Annotated in this window: 18 protein-coding genes; 12 read left to right on the plus strand and 6 right to left on the minus strand. The window is 71.7% G+C overall.

Going from position 1 to position 17,009, the window contains the following annotated elements:
- The 3 genes from V6V89_RS17390 (at window position 1) to V6V89_RS17400 (ending at window position 2,671) form a co-directional block, all read left to right on the plus strand.
- Window positions 1-588 carry a bacterial proteasome activator family protein gene (locus V6V89_RS17390; protein WP_334620175.1) on the plus strand — a complete coding sequence of 196 codons (588 nt, stop codon included), beginning with the start codon at window positions 1-3 and terminating at the stop codon, window positions 586-588.
- Between the two features lie 28 nt (window positions 589-616).
- Entirely contained in the window at window positions 617-1,390 is a 774-nt protein-coding gene (locus V6V89_RS17395; RefSeq protein WP_334620176.1) for an alpha/beta hydrolase family protein, read from the plus strand.
- A gap of 90 nt (window positions 1,391-1,480) precedes the next feature.
- Window positions 1,481-2,671, plus strand: a complete 1,191-nt coding sequence (locus V6V89_RS17400) for an ABC transporter substrate-binding protein (RefSeq protein ID WP_334620177.1) — start codon at window positions 1,481-1,483, stop codon at window positions 2,669-2,671.
- A 52-nt stretch (window positions 2,672-2,723) separates the two neighbouring features.
- Here the strand turns inward: V6V89_RS17400 and ddaH are convergent, their stop codons facing one another.
- Window positions 2,724-3,530 carry a dimethylargininase gene (gene ddaH, locus V6V89_RS17405; protein WP_442935160.1) on the minus strand — a complete coding sequence of 269 codons (807 nt, stop codon included), beginning with the start codon at window positions 3,528-3,530 and terminating at the stop codon, window positions 2,724-2,726.
- A gap of 82 nt (window positions 3,531-3,612) precedes the next feature.
- Here ddaH and V6V89_RS17410 point away from each other — a divergent pair, with 82 nt between their 5' ends.
- From V6V89_RS17410 to V6V89_RS17420, 3 genes are all read left to right on the plus strand, one after another.
- Complete coding sequence (locus tag V6V89_RS17410) at window positions 3,613-4,080, plus strand: Lrp/AsnC family transcriptional regulator (protein WP_334620179.1); 468 nt, start codon at window positions 3,613-3,615, stop codon at window positions 4,078-4,080.
- A 214-nt stretch (window positions 4,081-4,294) separates the two neighbouring features.
- Window positions 4,295-6,277: a beta-propeller domain-containing protein gene (locus V6V89_RS17415; RefSeq protein WP_334620180.1), complete on the plus strand. Its 1,983-nt coding sequence runs from the start codon at window positions 4,295-4,297 to the stop codon at window positions 6,275-6,277.
- Window positions 6,277-6,411, plus strand: coding sequence for a hypothetical protein (locus V6V89_RS17420; protein WP_334620181.1), 135 nt, complete (start codon window positions 6,277-6,279; stop codon window positions 6,409-6,411). The genes V6V89_RS17415 and V6V89_RS17420 overlap by 1 nt, the downstream gene beginning before the upstream one ends.
- A gap of 95 nt (window positions 6,412-6,506) precedes the next feature.
- On the opposite strand, the gene V6V89_RS17425 is transcribed toward V6V89_RS17420, so the two are convergent.
- Window positions 6,507-7,577 (minus strand): T3SS (YopN, CesT) and YbjN peptide-binding chaperone 1, encoded by a 1,071-nt coding sequence (locus V6V89_RS17425; RefSeq protein WP_334620182.1) that lies wholly within the window; start codon window positions 7,575-7,577, stop codon window positions 6,507-6,509.
- Window positions 7,578-7,636: 59 nt separating this feature from the next.
- Between V6V89_RS17425 and V6V89_RS17430 the strand changes: the two genes are divergently transcribed.
- Complete coding sequence (locus tag V6V89_RS17430; RefSeq protein WP_334620183.1) at window positions 7,637-9,919, plus strand: FdhF/YdeP family oxidoreductase; 2,283 nt, start codon at window positions 7,637-7,639, stop codon at window positions 9,917-9,919.
- Here the strand turns inward: V6V89_RS17430 and V6V89_RS17435 are convergent.
- Together V6V89_RS17435 and mobA are read right to left on the minus strand one after the other, a co-directional pair.
- On the minus strand, window positions 9,879-10,115 hold the full coding sequence (locus tag V6V89_RS17435; RefSeq protein WP_334620184.1) for a DUF6457 domain-containing protein: 237 nt from the start codon (window positions 10,113-10,115) through the stop codon (window positions 9,879-9,881). The two genes, V6V89_RS17430 and V6V89_RS17435, sit on opposite strands and share 41 nt — an antisense overlap.
- Window positions 10,112-10,660, minus strand: a complete 549-nt coding sequence (gene mobA / locus V6V89_RS17440) for a molybdenum cofactor guanylyltransferase (protein ID WP_442935162.1) — start codon at window positions 10,658-10,660, stop codon at window positions 10,112-10,114. Before mobA ends, V6V89_RS17435 begins: the two co-directional genes overlap by 4 nt.
- 387 nt (window positions 10,661-11,047) lie before the next feature.
- Between mobA and fdhD the strand changes: the two genes are divergently transcribed.
- The gene (fdhD, locus tag V6V89_RS17445; RefSeq protein ID WP_334620186.1) at window positions 11,048-11,890 is read left to right on the plus strand and encodes a formate dehydrogenase accessory sulfurtransferase FdhD; all 843 of its coding nucleotides are present in this window, start codon (window positions 11,048-11,050) and stop codon (window positions 11,888-11,890) included.
- Between the two features lie 29 nt (window positions 11,891-11,919).
- Here the strand turns inward: fdhD and V6V89_RS17450 are convergent, their stop codons facing one another.
- The gene (locus tag V6V89_RS17450) at window positions 11,920-12,939 is read right to left on the minus strand and encodes a DUF4192 domain-containing protein (protein ID WP_334620187.1); all 1,020 of its coding nucleotides are present in this window, start codon (window positions 12,937-12,939) and stop codon (window positions 11,920-11,922) included.
- 90 nt (window positions 12,940-13,029) lie between these two features.
- A complete protein-coding gene (locus V6V89_RS17455; protein WP_334620188.1) occupies window positions 13,030-13,536 on the minus strand; it encodes a GNAT family N-acetyltransferase in 507 nt (168 codons plus the stop codon).
- Window positions 13,537-13,594: 58 nt separating this feature from the next.
- Here V6V89_RS17455 and V6V89_RS17460 point away from each other — a divergent pair, with 58 nt between their 5' ends.
- Genes V6V89_RS17460 through V6V89_RS17475 form a run of 4 tightly spaced genes read left to right on the plus strand, consistent with a single transcriptional unit; the run spans window position 13,595 to window position 16,989 of the window.
- A complete protein-coding gene (locus tag V6V89_RS17460; protein ID WP_334620189.1) occupies window positions 13,595-14,479 on the plus strand; it encodes a fructosamine kinase family protein in 885 nt (294 codons plus the stop codon).
- An 18-nt stretch (window positions 14,480-14,497) separates the two neighbouring features.
- On the plus strand, window positions 14,498-15,514 hold the full coding sequence (gene moaA / locus V6V89_RS17465) for a GTP 3',8-cyclase MoaA (RefSeq protein ID WP_334620190.1): 1,017 nt from the start codon (window positions 14,498-14,500) through the stop codon (window positions 15,512-15,514).
- A gap of 2 nt (window positions 15,515-15,516) precedes the next feature.
- Entirely contained in the window at window positions 15,517-15,759 is a 243-nt protein-coding gene (locus V6V89_RS17470; protein WP_334620191.1) for a MoaD/ThiS family protein, read from the plus strand.
- Between the two features lie 3 nt (window positions 15,760-15,762).
- A complete protein-coding gene (locus tag V6V89_RS17475) occupies window positions 15,763-16,989 on the plus strand; it encodes a metallophosphoesterase (protein ID WP_334620192.1) in 1,227 nt (408 codons plus the stop codon).
- The last annotated feature ends 20 nt before the right edge of the window (window positions 16,990-17,009 follow it).

Below are 17,009 nucleotides of genomic sequence, written 5' to 3' on the forward strand. Positions count from 1 at the left end.
ATGACGGAAGCACCCCGCAACCCGGAAGAGGCCGCTGCCCGCCCGAGCACCGTGGTGGTGGTCGGCCCGGACGGTCGGCCGGTCGGCACCGTCGACACCGACGTGGACGGTGAAGGCGAAGACCCGTCGCGCCTGGTCGAGCAGCCGGCCAAGGTGATGCGGATCGGCAGCATGATCAAGCAGCTGCTGGAGGAGGTCCGCGCCGCGCCGCTCGACGAGGCGAGCCGGCACCGGCTCCGTGAGATCCACCAGCGATCGATCACCGAGCTGGAAGACGGGCTCGCACCCGAGCTCCGCGAGGAGCTGGAGCGCCTCTCGCTGCCGTTCGAAGACGGCGCGACCCCCAGCGACAGCGAGCTGCGGGTGGCGCAGGCTCAGCTCGTCGGCTGGCTGGAGGGTCTCTTCCACGGCATCCAGGCCGCACTGGTGGCCCAGCAGATGGCGGCGCGGATGCAGCTGGAGCAGATGCGTGGCGGCCGGCCGGCGCTCCCCGTGGGGCCCGGCGGTGCTGTGATGCCCGGCATGCCGGGCACGCGGCAGGGGCAGGCACAGGGCCCGGACGGCGGGCCTACGGGCCAGTATCTGTAGCGCGCGCGGCGCGGGATAGCGTCGGTGCATGTCCGCCGACCCTCGCGCCGTGCTCACGCGTGCGGTTCCGCCGCCCGACAGGACCGTAAGGTACGGCCAGCACCCCGATCAGATCGCCGACGTTCGCCTGCCGACCAACGGGTCCAAGGGCACGTTTCCGCTGGTCGTGGTCGTGCACGGCGGATTCTGGCGGGCCCAGTGGGACCGCGCGCACATCGGGCCGCTCGCTGCCGCGCTCGCCCGCCTCGGGTACCCGGTGGCGCAGTTGGAGTACCGGCGGACCGGCCAGCCGGGTGGCGGCTGGCCGGGCACGTTCGCCGACATCGTTGCGGCCGTCGGGGCACTGCCGGGGCTGATGGCACTCGACGGGCCACCTATCCTGCTGGGGCACTCGGCCGGCGGGCACCTCGCCCTGTGGTACTCCGCCGTCTCACCCACAACGGTGCGCGGTGTGGTGGCGCTGGCTCCGGTCGCTGACCTTGCCGAAGCGCACCGGTTGGATCTGGACGGCGGCGCCGTGGCCGCGCTGCTGGGCGGTGGCCCGACTGACGTACCGGACCGATACGCGGAGGCGGACCCCTCCGGACGGCTGCCAGGGCATGCACCCACTGTGATCGTCCACGGTGCCCGAGACCGAAACGTGCCAATCGAGATGAGCCGGCGGTACGCCGCGTTGGCGCGGCAGGTGGGTGCCCCGGTGACGCTCAACGAGCTTCCAGAAGCGGAACATTTCGCTCTTATCGACCCCGAATCGGCTGCGTGGCCCGTCGTGACCGCCGGACTACATTCCCTGCACACATGATCACGATTTATTGACGCAGGGTCGCCAACCGGGTAGACAGCCACGTGGGTAGCCGCGATCCGGCCCCGTGAGATACAGAAAGGGAACACCGTGTCGCAGATAGATCGCCGGCAGGCGCTCAAGCTTCTCGCCGCCGTCGGAGCGGCTGGGCTGGCCGCCGCCTGCGCCACGGAGGAGCCCGCCGATGAGCCGCAGACCAGCGACAAACCCGTCAAGATCGGCTTGATCGCACCGCAGACCGGCACGCTGAAGGCCATCGGCGACGAGATCACCAACGGGTTCCAGCTCTACCTGGAGCTGAACCAGAACCTGCTGGGTGGCCACCCGGTCGAGCTGGTGATCGCCGACGAGGGCGCCGATGCCAGGTCCGCCAAGGCCGCCGTCGAGTCGCTGCTCAAGCAGGGGGCACTCGCCCTCACCGGCATCGCCAACGTCGGCACGATGGCGGGCATCCGCGACACGGTGGAAAGCGCCAAGGTTCCGCTGATCGCCTCCAACGGCATCCCGCGCAGCCTCCAGAGCGTCCTCTACATCTGGTGCACGTCGTACGTGGCCAGCGAGCCGAGCGACGCGCTCGCCGCCTACCTCAAGCGCGAGATGTCCTCGTTGGAGCGTGTCACCGTGGTAGCGCCCGACGACGACAACGGGCAGGACGCGGTCGACGCCTTCCGGCAGGAGTTCGGCACCGGCGACGCGCGACTCACCTCGACCGTGCTCACCGAGCCGACCGTGAGCGCCAACCGGTCGTTCTTCGACACCGCGCTCAACCAGGTCCGCGGCATCAACCCCGATGTGGTCTACGCGTTCTACTCGGGGCAGGCGGCCACCGAGTTCGTCAAGCAGTACAGGGCCAAGGGCATCCGGGCTCGCATCTACGCGCCCGGCTTCTTCACCGACGGCACCATGCTGGCCGATACCGGCGACGAGGCGCGCGGCATCTTCACCGCGATGAACTACTCAGCCGACATCAACAACGCGGCCAACCGGCTCTTCGCCACCTCGTACCGCCGGGCGCACGACGCGACCCCGTCGGCGGCTGCGATGGCCTCGTACGACGCCGCGCAGGTGCTCGACAAGGCGATCCGGCTCAGCCGCGACCGGCTCACCTCGCCGCAGGTCAACCTGATGCTCGGCCGGGTGGGGCAGATCGACAGCCCGCGCGGTGGCTGGCAGTTCAACCAGCCGCGCACCCCGCAGCAGAAGTGGTACCTGCGCGAGGTGCGCCGCGACGGCCAGGTCCTGTCAAACGTGCTGATCAACGAGCTGGCGACCCTGGGCTAACCCCGCGAGCCGCCCGAGCGCAGCGAGGGCCGATTAGCGCAGCGCGTGCCAATCAACGCAGTTCGGCGACGCAGCACTTGACGCTGCCGCCGCCCTTCTTCAGCTCCGACAGCTCGACCAGCACCGGCGTGTACCCGGCCGCCTCGACCTTGTACGCCATACCTGTCGCCTCGCTGTTCAGCACCACGTGCCGGCCGTCGCTGACCAGGTTCAGCCCGAACGCGTACGCGTCGGCGTCGTCGGCCCGGACCGCGTCCGGGAAGAGCTGCCGCAGCACCCGCTGCGAAGCCGCCGAGAACGCGTGCGGGTAGTAGGCGACCGTGCGGTCGTCGAGCGCGGCCAGCGCGGTGTCCAGGTGGTAGAAGCGCGGGTCGACCAGGTGCAGCGACACCACCGGCCGGCCCAGCACGTCCTGCGCCTCCACGTGCGCCGCCGGCTCGGTGCGGAAGCCGTAGCCGGCGAGGATCAGCCCGCCGTACGCGTCCGGCAGGTACGCGAAGTCGCCCTCGCCCTCGTTGGTCTCGACGGGCTGCACGCAGGTCCAGCCGCGCGCTGCCAGGTACGCCCGGTGTGAGGCGGCCTCGGCGGTCCGCTGGGCGTACTTGAAGCGGGCGCCGTACGCCACGCCGTCGACGGTGAAGGCGCCGTTGGCGGCGTACACCATGTCGGGCAGCCCCGGTTCGGCGGGTAGTACGTGCACGGTGTGCCCGAGGCCGGTGAGGGTTTCCCGCAGCCGCTCCCACTGCTTGAGCGCGAGTTCGGTGTCGACCGGGGTCGACGTGTCCATCCACGGGTTGATGGCGTAGTCGACCGCGTAGAACTCGGGCGGGCACATGAGGTATGTCCGCTTTTGCGGCATGCGGTGATGGGTCACGGTCAAAAGATTAGGTACCTTACAGTGGCCTTGACAGCCGCAAATCCTGCGTCGGAGAGGCGAAACGTTGCAGATCGACGACGTAGACCAGCGAATCATTGCATCCCTGGTCGCCGATGCTCGGGCGTCGTACGCCGAGATCGGCCAACGCGTGTCGCTGTCCGCCCCGGCGGTGAAGCGGCGCGTCGACCGGCTGCGTTCCGCCGGCGTCATCCGGGGATTCACCGCGATCATCGACCCGGCCGCCGTCGGTTGGACCACCGAGGCGTTCGTCGAGCTGTTCTGCGCCGGTCGCACCACGCCCGCCCAGATCGCCGTCGCGGTGCGCCGGCTCCCCGAGGTGATCGGGGCGTACACGGTCTCCGGCCAGGCCGACGCGCTGGTGCACCTGCGGGCGGCCGACATCGGGCACCTCGAAGACGCGCTGGAGCGGCTGCGTGCCCAGCCTTTCGTCACGTCGACCCGCAGCACGATCGTGCTCTCCCGGCTGGTCGACTCCCCCACGGTGGTGGCCGCACCCGATCCACTGAGCTGATGCCCTCGCTCCGCTCGGGACGCTCGCGCGCCTGAAAGCCGCCCTGTAGACCGCAGTCGCTCCGGTCGCTTCGCTCCCGCCGCTTTATGCAGTCTGCGGGCGGCGGCCCACTCACCAAGCTGATGCCCTCGCTCCGCTCGGGAGGTTCGCGCGCCTGAAAGCACTCGCACAAAGAAATGGGAACTGGCGCCGGCCGCGCCGCGTCCAAGCCGGCATGAGACCCCGACTCGTGCTCTCCGCGGCGGCGCCACTGGCGCTGCTGGCCGCCTTCGCCGGGTGTACCTCCTCGGACCCAGATCCCGAGCCGCCGCGCCGCGACCAGGTGCTGCCGGCCGGCGCGTTCAAGCTCGTCGCGTTCGACACCTGCGCAGAGGCGCTCAAGGACATGAAGTCCGCGGCGAAGGAGTACGTGGGTCCGTGGGGCTTTGGCGGCATGGGCGGCCGGGACGGCGCGATACCGCTCCAGGGCGCCGCCGACGCCGCGCGCGCGGGAGCCGAGAGCGCGGCCGGGGCAACCTCCGCGAACAAGGGGGCGGTGCCCGATTACTCGGGCACCAACACGCACGAGGCGGGTGTCGACGAGCCCGACATCGTCAAGACCGACGGCCAGCGGATCGTCACGGTCAGCCGGGGCGTGCTGCACGTGGTCGACGCGGCGAGCCGCAAGGTCACCGGCGAGCTCGACCTGGCGTCGGGCGCCGACGACCCCAAGCGCTGGGCCACCATGAGCCTGCTGCTGCACGGTGATCGCGCGCTGGTGCTGGTGCACGAGGGCTGGAGCTACGCCGCCTCCGACGTCGCGCGCTCCGACGTCGCGAAGCCGGTCGGCCCGGCCGAGACCACCGGGCCCGAGATGCTCCTCGTCGAGCTGGGTGGCGAGCCGCGAGTGATGAGCCGGTACACGATCGAGGGCGGCTTGGTCGACGCCCGCCAGACCGGCTCGACCGCCCGGGTGGTCGTCCGGTCGGCTCCGCGCCTGTCCTTCCCCTACAGGGAGGGCACCAGCGAAGCACAGCGCATCGCCACGAACCGCGGCATCATCGACCGCGCCGACGAGGCCGCCTGGCTGCCGGACTACTCGGTCACCTCCGGTGGCAAGACCACCAGGGGACGCGTGGAGTGCGGGCGGATGTCCCGGCCGGAGACGTACTCGGGCACGTCCATGGTGACGGTGCTGAGCTTCGACCTCGGCGCTTCGGACGGGCTGGGCAACGGCGACCCGGTCGGTGTGGTGGCCGACGGCGACACCGTCTACAGCAACGGCAGCAACCTGTACGTCGCCAATGACCAGCGGTGGCGGGTCATGCCGTGGCTCGAGTCCCGCAACGCCGCGCCAAAGCCCGAAGACGAGATCACCGAGATCTACCAGTTCGACGCCTCGAAGCCCGGCAAGCCGCGGTACGTCACCTCAGCGTCCGTGCGCGGCTGGCTGATCAACCAGTACGCGTTGTCCGAATGGGACGGTCACCTGCGGGTGGCCACCACCAGCGGTCGCACGTGGGGCGAGAACCCGAAGTCCACCTCGACGGTGTACGTGCTCAAGGCGACCGGTGGCGAGCTCAAGGAGACCGGCCGGGTGGCCGGCCTCGGCAAGGGTGAACGCATCTACGCTGTCCGGTTCGCCGGCACCACCGGGTACGTGGTGACGTTCCGGCAGACCGATCCGCTGTACACGGTGGACCTGACCGACCCAGCGAAGCCACGGGTCGCCGGCGAGCTGAAGATCACCGGGTACTCGGCGTACCTGCACCCGACCGAGCCGGGACGTGTGATCGGGATCGGCCAGGAGGCGTCGACCGAGGGCCGCGTGCAGGGTACGCAGGTCTCTCTCTTCGACGTGTCCAACCTGGACCAGCCAGCCCGGCTGTCCCAGCACCACGTGGCCGACAGCAGCTCGGAGGCCGAGTACGACCCGCACGCCTTCCTCTACTGGGCAAAGGACCGCCTGCTGGTGGTGCCGCTGATGAGCTACGACAAGAACAAGGGGACCTCACGGATGAGCGCGCTCGTGCTGCGCGTCGACGCGTCGGGCTTCACCGAGCTGAGCCGGCTCACCCACCGGGGCGCGCCGGACACCGGGATGATCCGCCGCTCGCTGGTCGTCGGCGACACCCTCTGGACGGTCTCCGACGCCGGCCTCATGGCCACGGGAACGTCCACGATGGACACCCGCGCCTGGCTGAAGTGGGACGCCTGATGGGCGCGGCACCGTTCGCACCGGCCGACGACGGCGGCCTGCGCCTCGGCTGGGCGATCGCGCACCTGCCGCCGCACGAGCCGGAGGAGCGCGGCCACCCCGACGAGGAGACCGACGAGACCGACGAGAACTGAGTTAGATGCCCTCGCCTTCGCTCGGGGGCTCACGCGCCCTAGAGGCCGCGCTCACAGTTTGATGCCCTCGCCTTCGCGCGCCTAGAGGCCGCCCGCTAGAGGTACATGCCGGTGCGGTGGTCGTCGGCGTCGCGGGTCGGCTTGTCGCCCTCGCCGAAGAACCGCTTGCCGCCGAACTCACCGTGCAGCCGGTCGTCGAGCTCGTCAGCCAGCCCGGTCATCACCTGTACGGCCAGCATCAGGTGCGTGGACTGGAAGTTGCGCCCGAAGACGGGGATCGACGCCCACACCGTGTCGTTGGTGCAGTACAGCCGGCCGATAGGCATGCGGTTGGTCAGCTCGGACAGCTTCACGTAGAGCTGCTCGGTCGGCTCGACCTCGGTGAGCACCGGCGAGAGCACGTCGACCAGGGGCGGGTTGTCGCGCACCCGCACGAACACCATCGCCGAGCCGGCCCGGATGCCGATGTCGCCGTCGGAGTCGACCTGGAGCTGCTCGGGCGTGCTCTTCATCATCGCGGCCACGACCATGCGAACCTGCTCGTCGAGCTCCAGCACGTCGCCGACGTCAGGGCCGCCACCCAGGCCGGGCGTGAGTATCTCGATGCCGTTGGGGCCGAGCGCGGGGTCCAGCCGCGCGGTGCCGAGCGGCACCACCGGGATGGGCTCGCCATCAGGGTCGTGCGCCGCGTAGACCAGGAACGCCGGATGTGGTGCCCCGTACACGTCGCGCAGCGTACGGGTGATCGTGCCGGCGAGCCGTTTCGCGTCGCCGACGGTGGCGCGCAGGCCGAAGTGCGCGCCCGAGCCTTCCATGACACCGGGCGGCGACCAGCCGAGCGCCACCATGTCGGCCACCGCTGACCGGTCCATCCGGTAGCCCGCGGGAAGGCCGGCGTTGCCGACGGCAAGCGCGTCGAGCTTGCCGTCCTCGTCGATTTCGACGCTCACGGAGTAGACAGCGTCGCCGGTGCCAGTCGCGGTGGGATCGAGCGTCAGCTCGAGCTGTGCACCGGCGGCCAGCGAGGCCACCACGCCGGCGAGCGCGCCGCCGAACTCGCGCCACGCGTCGGTGACCTTTGCCCGCAGGTCGGACGTGCTCGGTTCGTCGAGCAGTATCGTGTCCTGGGGGTGGTCGTGGCCGCCCTCTGGGTGGTCGCCGGTCATGATCGCCTCCGTCCGTCAGCATCACCCTACCCAGCGGTCGCCGGAGTTATTGTGTCGGAATGGCGAAGCAAGCGCCGCGTGACGACATCGATGAGCGCGGCGTACGGATCACCCGACCCGAGCGCTCCGCGGCAGGCCTGCCCGGAGTCACCCACGCGCTGCGTGCGGGGCTCGACGAGATGGGTGTACGCCGGACCGCGCTGACCCTCCTGCGGATAAACCAGCCGGAGGGCTTCGACTGCCCCGGGTGCGCGTGGCCGGAGCCGCCGCCGGGCCAGCGGTCGCACACGGAGTTCTGTGAAAACGGTGCCAAGGCGGTCGCGGAAGAGGCGACGCTGAGGCGGGTGACCCACGAGTTCTTCGCCCAACACACGATCGCCGAGCTCGCCGAGCGGACCGACCACTGGCTCGGGCAGCAGGGTCGGCTGACCGAGCCGATGGTGCGCCGCCCCGGGGCCGACCACTACACACCGATCTCGTGGGACGAGGCGTTCGCCCTCACCGCCGAGCACCTGCGGGCGGCGGCGCCGGACGAGGCCGTCTTCTACACCTCCGGCCGCACCTCCAACGAGGCCGCCTTCCTGTACCAGCTCTTCGCGCGGGCGTACGGCACGAACAACCTGCCCGACTGCTCGAACATGTGCCACGAGTCGTCCGGCGTCGCGCTTTCCGGCACCATCGGGGTCGGCAAGGGCTCGGTCACGCTCGACGACATCCACCGGGCCGCGCTGATCGTGGTCGTGGGCCAGAACCCGGGCACCAACCACCCGCGCATGCTCTCCGCGCTCGAAGAGGCCAAGCGCCGCGGCGCGAATATCCTCGCCGTCAACCCGCTGCCCGAGGCGGGGCTGATCCGCTTCCGCAACCCGCAGAAGACGCGCGGGCTCGTGGGGCGGGGCACGCCGCTCGCCGACCGGTACCTCCAGGTGAGGGTGGGCGGCGACCAGGCGCTCTTCCGCGCGATCGGCGCGCTGCTCGTGGCCTGGGGCACGGTCGACGAGTCGTTTGTGGACGGTCACACCAGCGGCTACGACGAGTACCGGGCGGCGCTGGACTGCCTGGACTGGCCCGCGGTGGCCGCGGCGACGGGCCTGCCGCGGGGGGAGATCGAGGCCGCGGCCCGGATGTTCGCCGCCTCCAGCGCGACCATCGTGTGCTGGGCGATGGGCCTGACCCAACAGCGCGACTCGGTGGCCACCATCCGCGAGATCGTCAACGTGCAGCTGCTGCGCGGCATGATCGGTCGCCCCGGCGCGGGCCTGTGCCCGGTACGCGGACACTCCAATGTGCAGGGTGACCGCACGATGGGCATCTGGCACGAGCCGCCGAGCTGGTTGCCCACGCTGTCCGAGCGGCTCGGCGTGCCGATGCCCACCGAGCGCGGGTACGACACGGTCGAGGCCCTGCGCGCGATGCGCGACGGGCGGGTGCGCGTCTTCGTGGGGCTGGGCGGCAACTTCGCGGCGGCCACCCCCGACACCGCGGTCGCGCACGCCGCGCTGCGCACCTGCGCGCTCACCGTCCACGTGTCCACCAAGCTCAACCGGTCGCACGTGGTGCCGGGCGAGACCGCGCTGATCCTGCCGTGCCTGGGCCGCACCGAACGCGACCGGCAACTCGCGGGCGACCAGTTCGTCACGGTCGAGGACTCGATGTCGGCCGTGCACTCTTCGCGGGGCCGACTGGCGCCCGCCTCGCCCGACCTGCTCTCCGAGGTGTCGATCGTCTCGCGGCTGGCCCAGGCGGTGCTTCCGGAGTCGCAGATCCCGTGGGCGGCGTACGAGGCCGACTACCGCGCGGTCCGCGAGCTGATCGGCGCCGTGGTGCCCGGTTTCGCCGACTTCGAGGCGCGGGTGAGCCGGTCCGGCGGATTCACGCTGCCGCACCCGCCGCGCGACAAGCGCGAGTTTCCGACGCCGTCCGGCAGGGCGCTCTTCACGGCCGGCCCGCTGGCTCCGATCAAGGTGCCGGAGGGACGGCTGCTCCTACAGACCGTCCGTAGCCACGACCAGTACAACACCACGATCTACGGGATGGACGACCGTTACCGAGGGGTGCACGCCGGCCGCCGGGTGGTCTTCGTCAACCCGGACGACCTGGCTCAGCTCGGCATCGCCAACGGCGCCCTCGTCGATCTGATCTCGGAATGGGACGACCAGGTCGAGCGCCGGGCACCGGCCTTCCGGGTGGTGTCGTATCCGTCCGCGCGCGGCTGCGCCGCCGCCTACTTCCCCGAGGCGAACGTGCTGGTGCCGCTCGACTCGACCGCCGAGGGCTCCAACACGCCGACGTCCAAGCAGATCATCGTCCGTCTGGAGCCGACGACCGCGCCAGCTCCGTGAGGCGCGCGGCGGCGTCGACCGGGTTGGCGCCGCGCCCCACCGCCAGCCCCAGCAGGTACGCGGTGACAGGAGCGCCGGGGCGCAGCACGTTGTGCGCCACCTCGCGGGCCAGGTCCAGCACCGCCGCCGTGTGCGCCTCTGCCGGGTCGAGCCCGAGCTCCGCGCACGCCCTGGCCGTCCACTCGTCCAGCGTCATCGTCGCCTCGCCCACTCCTCGGCCCGCTCCAGATCTTCCTGAGTGTCGCAGTCGAACCACGGCGGCGGGCCCGATCGGCTCCACCGTTCCTCGGCGACCGAGAGGCCAGCGACCAGCCCGCGCATCGACGCGCCGGCCAGGCCGCTCGCGGCCCGCGCCGCTACGGCCGCGCGCAGCGGCGCGACCCGCCAGGCACCGCACAGGAGCTGCCGCCGCCCGTTCTCGTCCACGAAGACCACGCCGTCCCGCCCGCCCTCGGTGAGCGCCGCGTGCAGGGCCGCCACCGCTTCCGGGTCGAGAAAGGGCAGGTCCGCCGCCAGTACGGCGACCGTCGTGGTGTCGTCGTCGAGCAGCGCGAGGCCTGCGGCGAGGGCGGCGACCGGGCCGCCGCCGGGTGGTTCCTCGCGGGTGACCCGAACGTCCGGCGGGGTACCCGGCACCGCACCGACCACCACCCGGGGAGCGTTGTGCCGGCAGGCGTCCAGCACGCGGTCGAGCATCGAGCGCTCGCCGACCGGCAGCAGCGGCTTGTCGACGCCACCCATGCGACGCGCCCGCCCACCGGCCAGCACGACCGCCCCGAATCCGCTAGCCACGCCCTCACGCTACCTGCGGACGTGGGGCCGCCCCGGCTCTCGGCATTGAGCACAGCAAGAGCCGGGGCGGTAGTTCGTGGGGTCAGACGCCGCGCGGCGCGACCGCCAGGCCGGTGCAGCCGGTCGACCGCCGGGTTGACGTCGATGCCGACCACCTTCTCCCCCGCGGCCAGACCGGTGATCGGCCGCTGCGAGCGGATCTTCTTCGAACCCGTGGCGCTCCTCCCTCAGATTCTCCGGCCCGTTGGCCGGCTCTGACAGGGCTTCGAAGGCCGGTGGCCGGGCGATGGGTGGCCGGCTTCGCTGCGGCACGAACTGGGGAGAGAGGATGGAGGCATGGGACGGGCCACGGACCGGCGCACGGTGGTGCGGATCGACGCCAAGGGGGCGGCGTCGACCCGCCGCACCGACACGCTCGCGGCCGAGGAGCCGCTGGAGATGCGGGTCGGTCCGGCGGGCCCGGGCCGGCGCAAGCCGCTCGCGGTGACCATGCGGACGCCGGGCGACGACCTCGATCTCGCGCTGGGCTTCCTGCTCACCGAGGGCATCATCGGTAGCGCCGACGACGTGGTGACCGCCCAGCTGTGCGCCGGCGCCGAGACGCCGAACACCTACAACGTGGTCGACGTCGTGCTGGCCGCCGACGTGCCGCCACCCGAGACAGACCCGACCCGAAACTTCTACACCACGAGCTCCTGCGGAGTGTGCGGCAAGGCGAGCATCGACGCGGTGCGCACCCGGTCGCGCTTCGACGTGGCGGGCGACCCGGTCACGGTGGCCGCCGGCGTGCTCGCCGATCTGCCCGACAGGCTCCGCGCCGCGCAGCGGGTCTTCGACCGCACCGGCGGGCTGCACGCCGCCGGCCTTTTCACCGCCAGCGGCGACCTGGTCGGGATCCGCGAAGACGTGGGCCGCCACAACGCCGTCGACAAGGTGATCGGCTGGGCGGTGCGGGAGCGGCGGCTGCCGCTGGCCGGCCACCTGCTGCTGGTCTCCGGACGGGCCAGTTTCGAGCTGACCCAGAAGGCCTGGATGGCCGGCCTGCCAATGCTCGCCGCCGTGTCGGCGCCCAGCACGCTCGCCGCCGACCTCGCCGCCGAGGCGGGCATGACCCTCGTCGGCTTTCTGCGCGGCGCGACCATGAACGTGTACACGGGCGCCGAGCGCGTCAAGTCGTAGCCCGGGGTGTGCTCGCTGGGGTCGCCCGCTCACGCGGCGCTGGGTCGCTTGGGCCGTCGCCCGCCGGCCCGCGCACGCTCCGGCACCGGATACTCGTCGAGGGTTGATGGTGGGATGGCGCGCTGCAGGACGTCGCGCATGAGCAGCGCCATCGAGTACGCCGGGTCGGCGGCGAGCGCCCGGTCGATTCCGGCGTGCGCGAGCGCGCCCTGGCCGGAGCGCCACGCGGCGTAGGCGAGCAGGCTCGCGGGCCCGGCCACTACCTCCTCCTCGGCCCGCCGCACCACGTCGGCCCAGAGGTCCACGTACCAGTCTTCGTGCCCGGTGTGCTCCCACGCGTAGTCGCGAACCGGCAGATGCACCAGCAGCACCGTCAACCAGGCCACCTCGTCGTCGGTGAGCTGGCCGCCCTCTCGGTGCCTGGCCACCGCCGCGCGGACCGCCGCCGTGCCCGCGTCTCGCATCGCGCGGCTGCCGAGCACGTCACCGGGCGGAGCCGCGGCGAGCAGCTCGGCGAGCTTGGCGTCCGCGCGCTTGGTGGCTTGCCGCATCGACTCGCGGGCGAGGAAACCAACTGGCTCGACGCGCCGCACCAGCGCCTGCCGGTCTGGGAGCGCCACCTGGCCGGCCAGCGTGGCGGCGACCGCGATGCCGCTGCTCGTCGCGTCATATGGCACGCCGTCGGGCGGGCAGCACTCGGGATTGCCGCACAGGTACGACCAGTACCGATCGGGGGACACGCGCAGCGCCTCGACCAGGGTCAAGCCGTGCCGTTCGAGGGCCGCGCTGGTCTCCTTGACCGGCCCGTCCACCAGGTCGGCCGACCCGTACCCGAGCACGGCGACCGCCTCGACGCCCTGCCGGAGGACGACCGAGGTGTAGTAGTCGACGGAACCGGGAGGCGCGTCGAGGTCACCGCGGGCGGCGAACTCGATCCGCTTGTCGCGCATGCCCACCACGACCATGCTTTCGGTCGGATGGAAGCCCAGCAGGTAGGGAATGGCGGCGATCATGTCGGCGGGGGAACGGAGCGACATCGTGGGCGTCATGCGAGGCAGCCTGGCCGCCACCTGTCGGTGATCGGTAGGCCCTGTGGACGACACGCGGGTTATCCACAAGCACGCTGCGTATTGGCCCTGCTAGGAGCGGAATCGCAGATGGTGGATGTCCAATCCGTCCTTGCGTTCCTGGTCGCGCCGGCCGAGGTCGAGCGTGAGCTCCAGGGCGGTGAGCACGTCGAACCCGGCCGCGTGCAGGCTGCGGATCGCGTCGACGTTGCGCGACTCCGGCGAGATCGTCAGAGACGTCAGGCCCCGCTTGCGCCCCTCGGTGGCGACGTGGTCGAGCAGGGCCCGGCCGATACCCTGGCCGCGCCGCGCCTCGGTCACCACGACGGGCTGGACCTCGCCGGACCTGCCCTTCATGATCAGCCCGACGAGCCCGACGACACCGTCCTCGGGATGGTCGGCGACCCACACGCCGGAGAGGTCGAGACGGGTCAGGTACTCCTCGAACGCGGCGCCCGGGTCGGCGCCGCCGAAGCCCGGATCGTCGTAAAGCTCCCGGTGCTGCGCGGCCAGCTCCACCCAGAGCCGGCGCCCGGCACTGTGGTCGTTCGGCCGGTATGACCTGATCGTCACCGCCATGACGTCATGCTTACCCTTGTTCCGCCGGCCGCGACACCCACTTGGTTAGGTTGCCTCAATGGACCTGGCGTACATACGGGCTCATCCACAGCACCTCCCCACGTTCCTGACCCACCAGCGGATAAGGGAGACGCCCGTCTCCGGGGGCAGCATCTGCACCGCCTCCCGGCTCACCCTCGACGACGGCAACTCGCTGTTCGCCAAGGCGTGGCGGGGCGCGGATCCGGTACCCGCCGGGTTTTTCGAAGCCGAGGCCGCCGGCCTGCGCTGGCTACGCGCGGCTCGCGGCGCCCCTGTCCCCGAGGTAGTGGCCGCGCTGCCCGACCTGCTCGCGCTGGAGTGGATCGACGCCGGCGAGCCCTCGCCGGCCGCGGCCGAGCGCTTCGGGCGCGAACTGGCCGCGACGCACCGCGCTGGCGCGAAGGCGTTCGGCGCGGAGTGGCCGGGCTTCATCGGCTCGCTCCCCGCGGGCAACGACCTCGATCGCGGCCCTTGGCCGCGGTGGTTCGCCGCCCACCGGCTGGCACCGTACCTGCGCATGTCGGCGGACCGGGGCGCGCTCGACCCGGCCGACGTCACGGCGGTGGAGCGGGTCATCGCCCGGATCGACGGGTACGGCGGCGCCGAGCCGCCCGCCCGGATCCACGGCGACCTGTGGCCCGGAAACGTGCTGTGGGCCGCGGGCGGGCGGGCCTGGCTGGTGGATCCGGCGGCGCACGGCGGTCACCGGGAGACCGACCTGGCACAGCTCGCGCTCTTCGGCGGCGCCCCGCACCTTGAGCGCATCCTGGCCGCCTACAACGAGGCGTGGCCGCTCGCGGACGGCTGGCGTGACCGGGTCCCATTGCACCAATTGCACCTTTTGCTCGTACATACCGCGCTATTCGGCGCTGCGTACCGCAGTGCGATACGCACCACGACCCGTACGCTGTTGGGCCCCTGAGCGGGGTACCGTCGAGTGGTGACGTCCGCAGGGCTCGTTGATCGATACGGGCGGGTGGCGACCGACCTGCGGGTCTCGCTGACCGACCGGTGCAACCTGCGCTGCTCGTACTGCATGCCCCCAGAGGGCCTGCCCTGGCTGCCCAACGCCGACGTGCTCACCGACGACGAGGTGATCCGGCTGGTGCGGGTGGCCGTGGAGCGGCTCGGCGTGCGCGAGGTGCGCTTCACCGGCGGCGAGCCGCTGATCCGCCCCGGCCTCACCAAGATCGTCGCGGCGAGCGCCGAGCTGGCGCCTCGGCCGCAGCTGTCGCTGACCACCAACGGCATCGGCCTGGAGCGCCTCGCCCGGCCGCTGCGCGAGGCAGGGCTGGACAGGGTCAACATCTCACTGGACACGCTCGACGCCGACCGGTTCGAGCGGCTGACCCACCGGCGGCGCCACCACGACGTGCTGGCTGGGCTGACCGCCGCTGTGGCCGCCGGCTTGACGCCAGTGAAGATCAACGCGGTGCTGCTGCGAGGCGTCAACGACGACGAGGCACCGGCGCTGCTCCGGTTCGCCCTGGCGCACGGCTACGAGCTGCGGTTCATCGAGCAGATGCCCCTCGACGCCCAGCACGCCTGGGACCGCGGCACGATGATCACGGCCGCGGAGATCCTCGCCGCGCTCCAGGCCGAGTTCACGCTCCTGCCCGACCCGGCCGAACGCGGTGGCGCGCCCGCCGAGACCTGGCTGGTCGACGGCTCCAACGGACTCGACGGGCGGCCGACGAAGGTGGGAGTCATCGGCAGCGTCACCCGGCCGTTCTGCGGCGACTGCGACCGCACCCGCCTGACCGCCGACGGCCAGGTGCGCAACTGCCTCTTCGCCACCGAAGAGTCCGACCTGCGGGGCGCGCTGCGCGGCGGCGCCGACGACGACGAGATCGCCCGGCGGTGGCGGGCCGCCATGTGGGGCAAGCGGGCCGGCCACGGCATCGATGACTCGAAGTTCCTTCAGCCGGCTCGGCCCATGTCCGCGATCGGCGGCTGACCATGATCACAGTGCGGTACTTCGCGGGCGCGCGCGCCGCCGCGGGGACGGACCATGACGCGGCACCGGCCGGATTCTCGCTCGACGAACTGGCCGTGGAGCTGACGAGCCGGCGCGGGGAACGGCTGGGCACCGTCCTGAAGGCGGCCAGCTTCCTCGTGGACGGGGTCGCCTGTCATGATCGCAGCAAAGCGCTGCCTGACGGGGTGACGGTGGATGTGCTGCCCCCATTCGCTGGGGGGTAAAAGTTGATCGTGGGCTTCCTGGTGTTCGCGTTCACCGTCCTGGGCCTGATCCACCTGTACCTCTGGAAGCGCCTGGTACGCGACACCACACGCCGAGGCCCGTGGCGGCGCGCCGGAGGCATCGCCGCCATCCTGCTCCCCGTGCTGGTCGCCGCCACCCTCGTCGGCACCCGCATGGGCGTGTGGTGGCTCGCCTGGCCGGGATACCTGTGGCTCGCGCTGATGTTCTACCTGCTGGTCACGCTCGTGCTCCTAGAGGTGCCGATGCTGGTGGCGAAGCTCTGGCTGCGCCTGCGGCGGCGCCGTGCCGCCGCCGCGCCCGCACCGGAGCTCGTAGGCGCGGGCGGCCCGCCTTCCGAGCCGCCGCCGGCGCCTCCGGCAGCGACCCCAGCACCGGAAGATCACGACAACAGCCGCCGGTTGCTGCTCGCGCGCGGGGCCGCCATCTTCGCCGGCCTCACCGCCGCGAGCGTCACCGGGTACGGCGTCCGCAGCGCGCTCGGCCCGCCGCGGATCGACCGGGTGCGGATCCCGCTCGCCAAGCTCCCGCGCACCATGGACGGCACCCGGATCGCCCTGGTGTCCGACATCCACCTTGGACCGCTGCGCGGCCGTAGCCACACCCAGCGGATCGTCTCCATGATCAACGACATGGACGCCGACGTCGTAGCGGTGGTCGGCGACCTGGTCGACGGCACCGTCGACGAGTTGGGCGCGGCGGCCGCGCCGCTGGGCGACCTGCGTTCCCGCCGGGGCAGCTTCTTCGTCACCGGCAACCACGAGTACTTCTCGGGTTACGAGCCGTGGCTCGACGAGCTGACCGCCTTGGGCGTGCGCCCGCTCCGCAACGAGCGGCTGGAGATCGAAGGCCTCGACCTGGCCGGCGTCAACGACGTCACCGGTGAGGAGTACGACGACGGGCCGGACTTCGCCAAGACCTTCGACGGCCGCGATTCCAGCCGGCCGGTCGTGCTGCTCGCCCACCAGCCGGTGCAGGTGCACGAAGCCGCGAAGCACGGCGTCGACCTACAGCTCTCCGGGCACACACACGGCGGCCAGATGGTGCCGTTCCACCTGCTCGTCGCGCTGGAGCAGCCGGTCGTCACCGGCCTTGCCACCATCGACGGCACCCAGGTGTACGTGACCAACGGCGCCGGGTTCTGGGGGCCACCCGTCCGCGTGGGCGCACCACCCCAGGTCACCCTGGTAGAACTCACCGCTGTCGGCTGAGCGTCATTGGTCACGCTAGA

The sequence above is a fragment of the Micromonospora sp. CPCC 206061 genome, assembly GCF_036906915.1.
Lineage (GTDB): Bacteria > Actinomycetota > Actinomycetes > Mycobacteriales > Micromonosporaceae > Phytohabitans.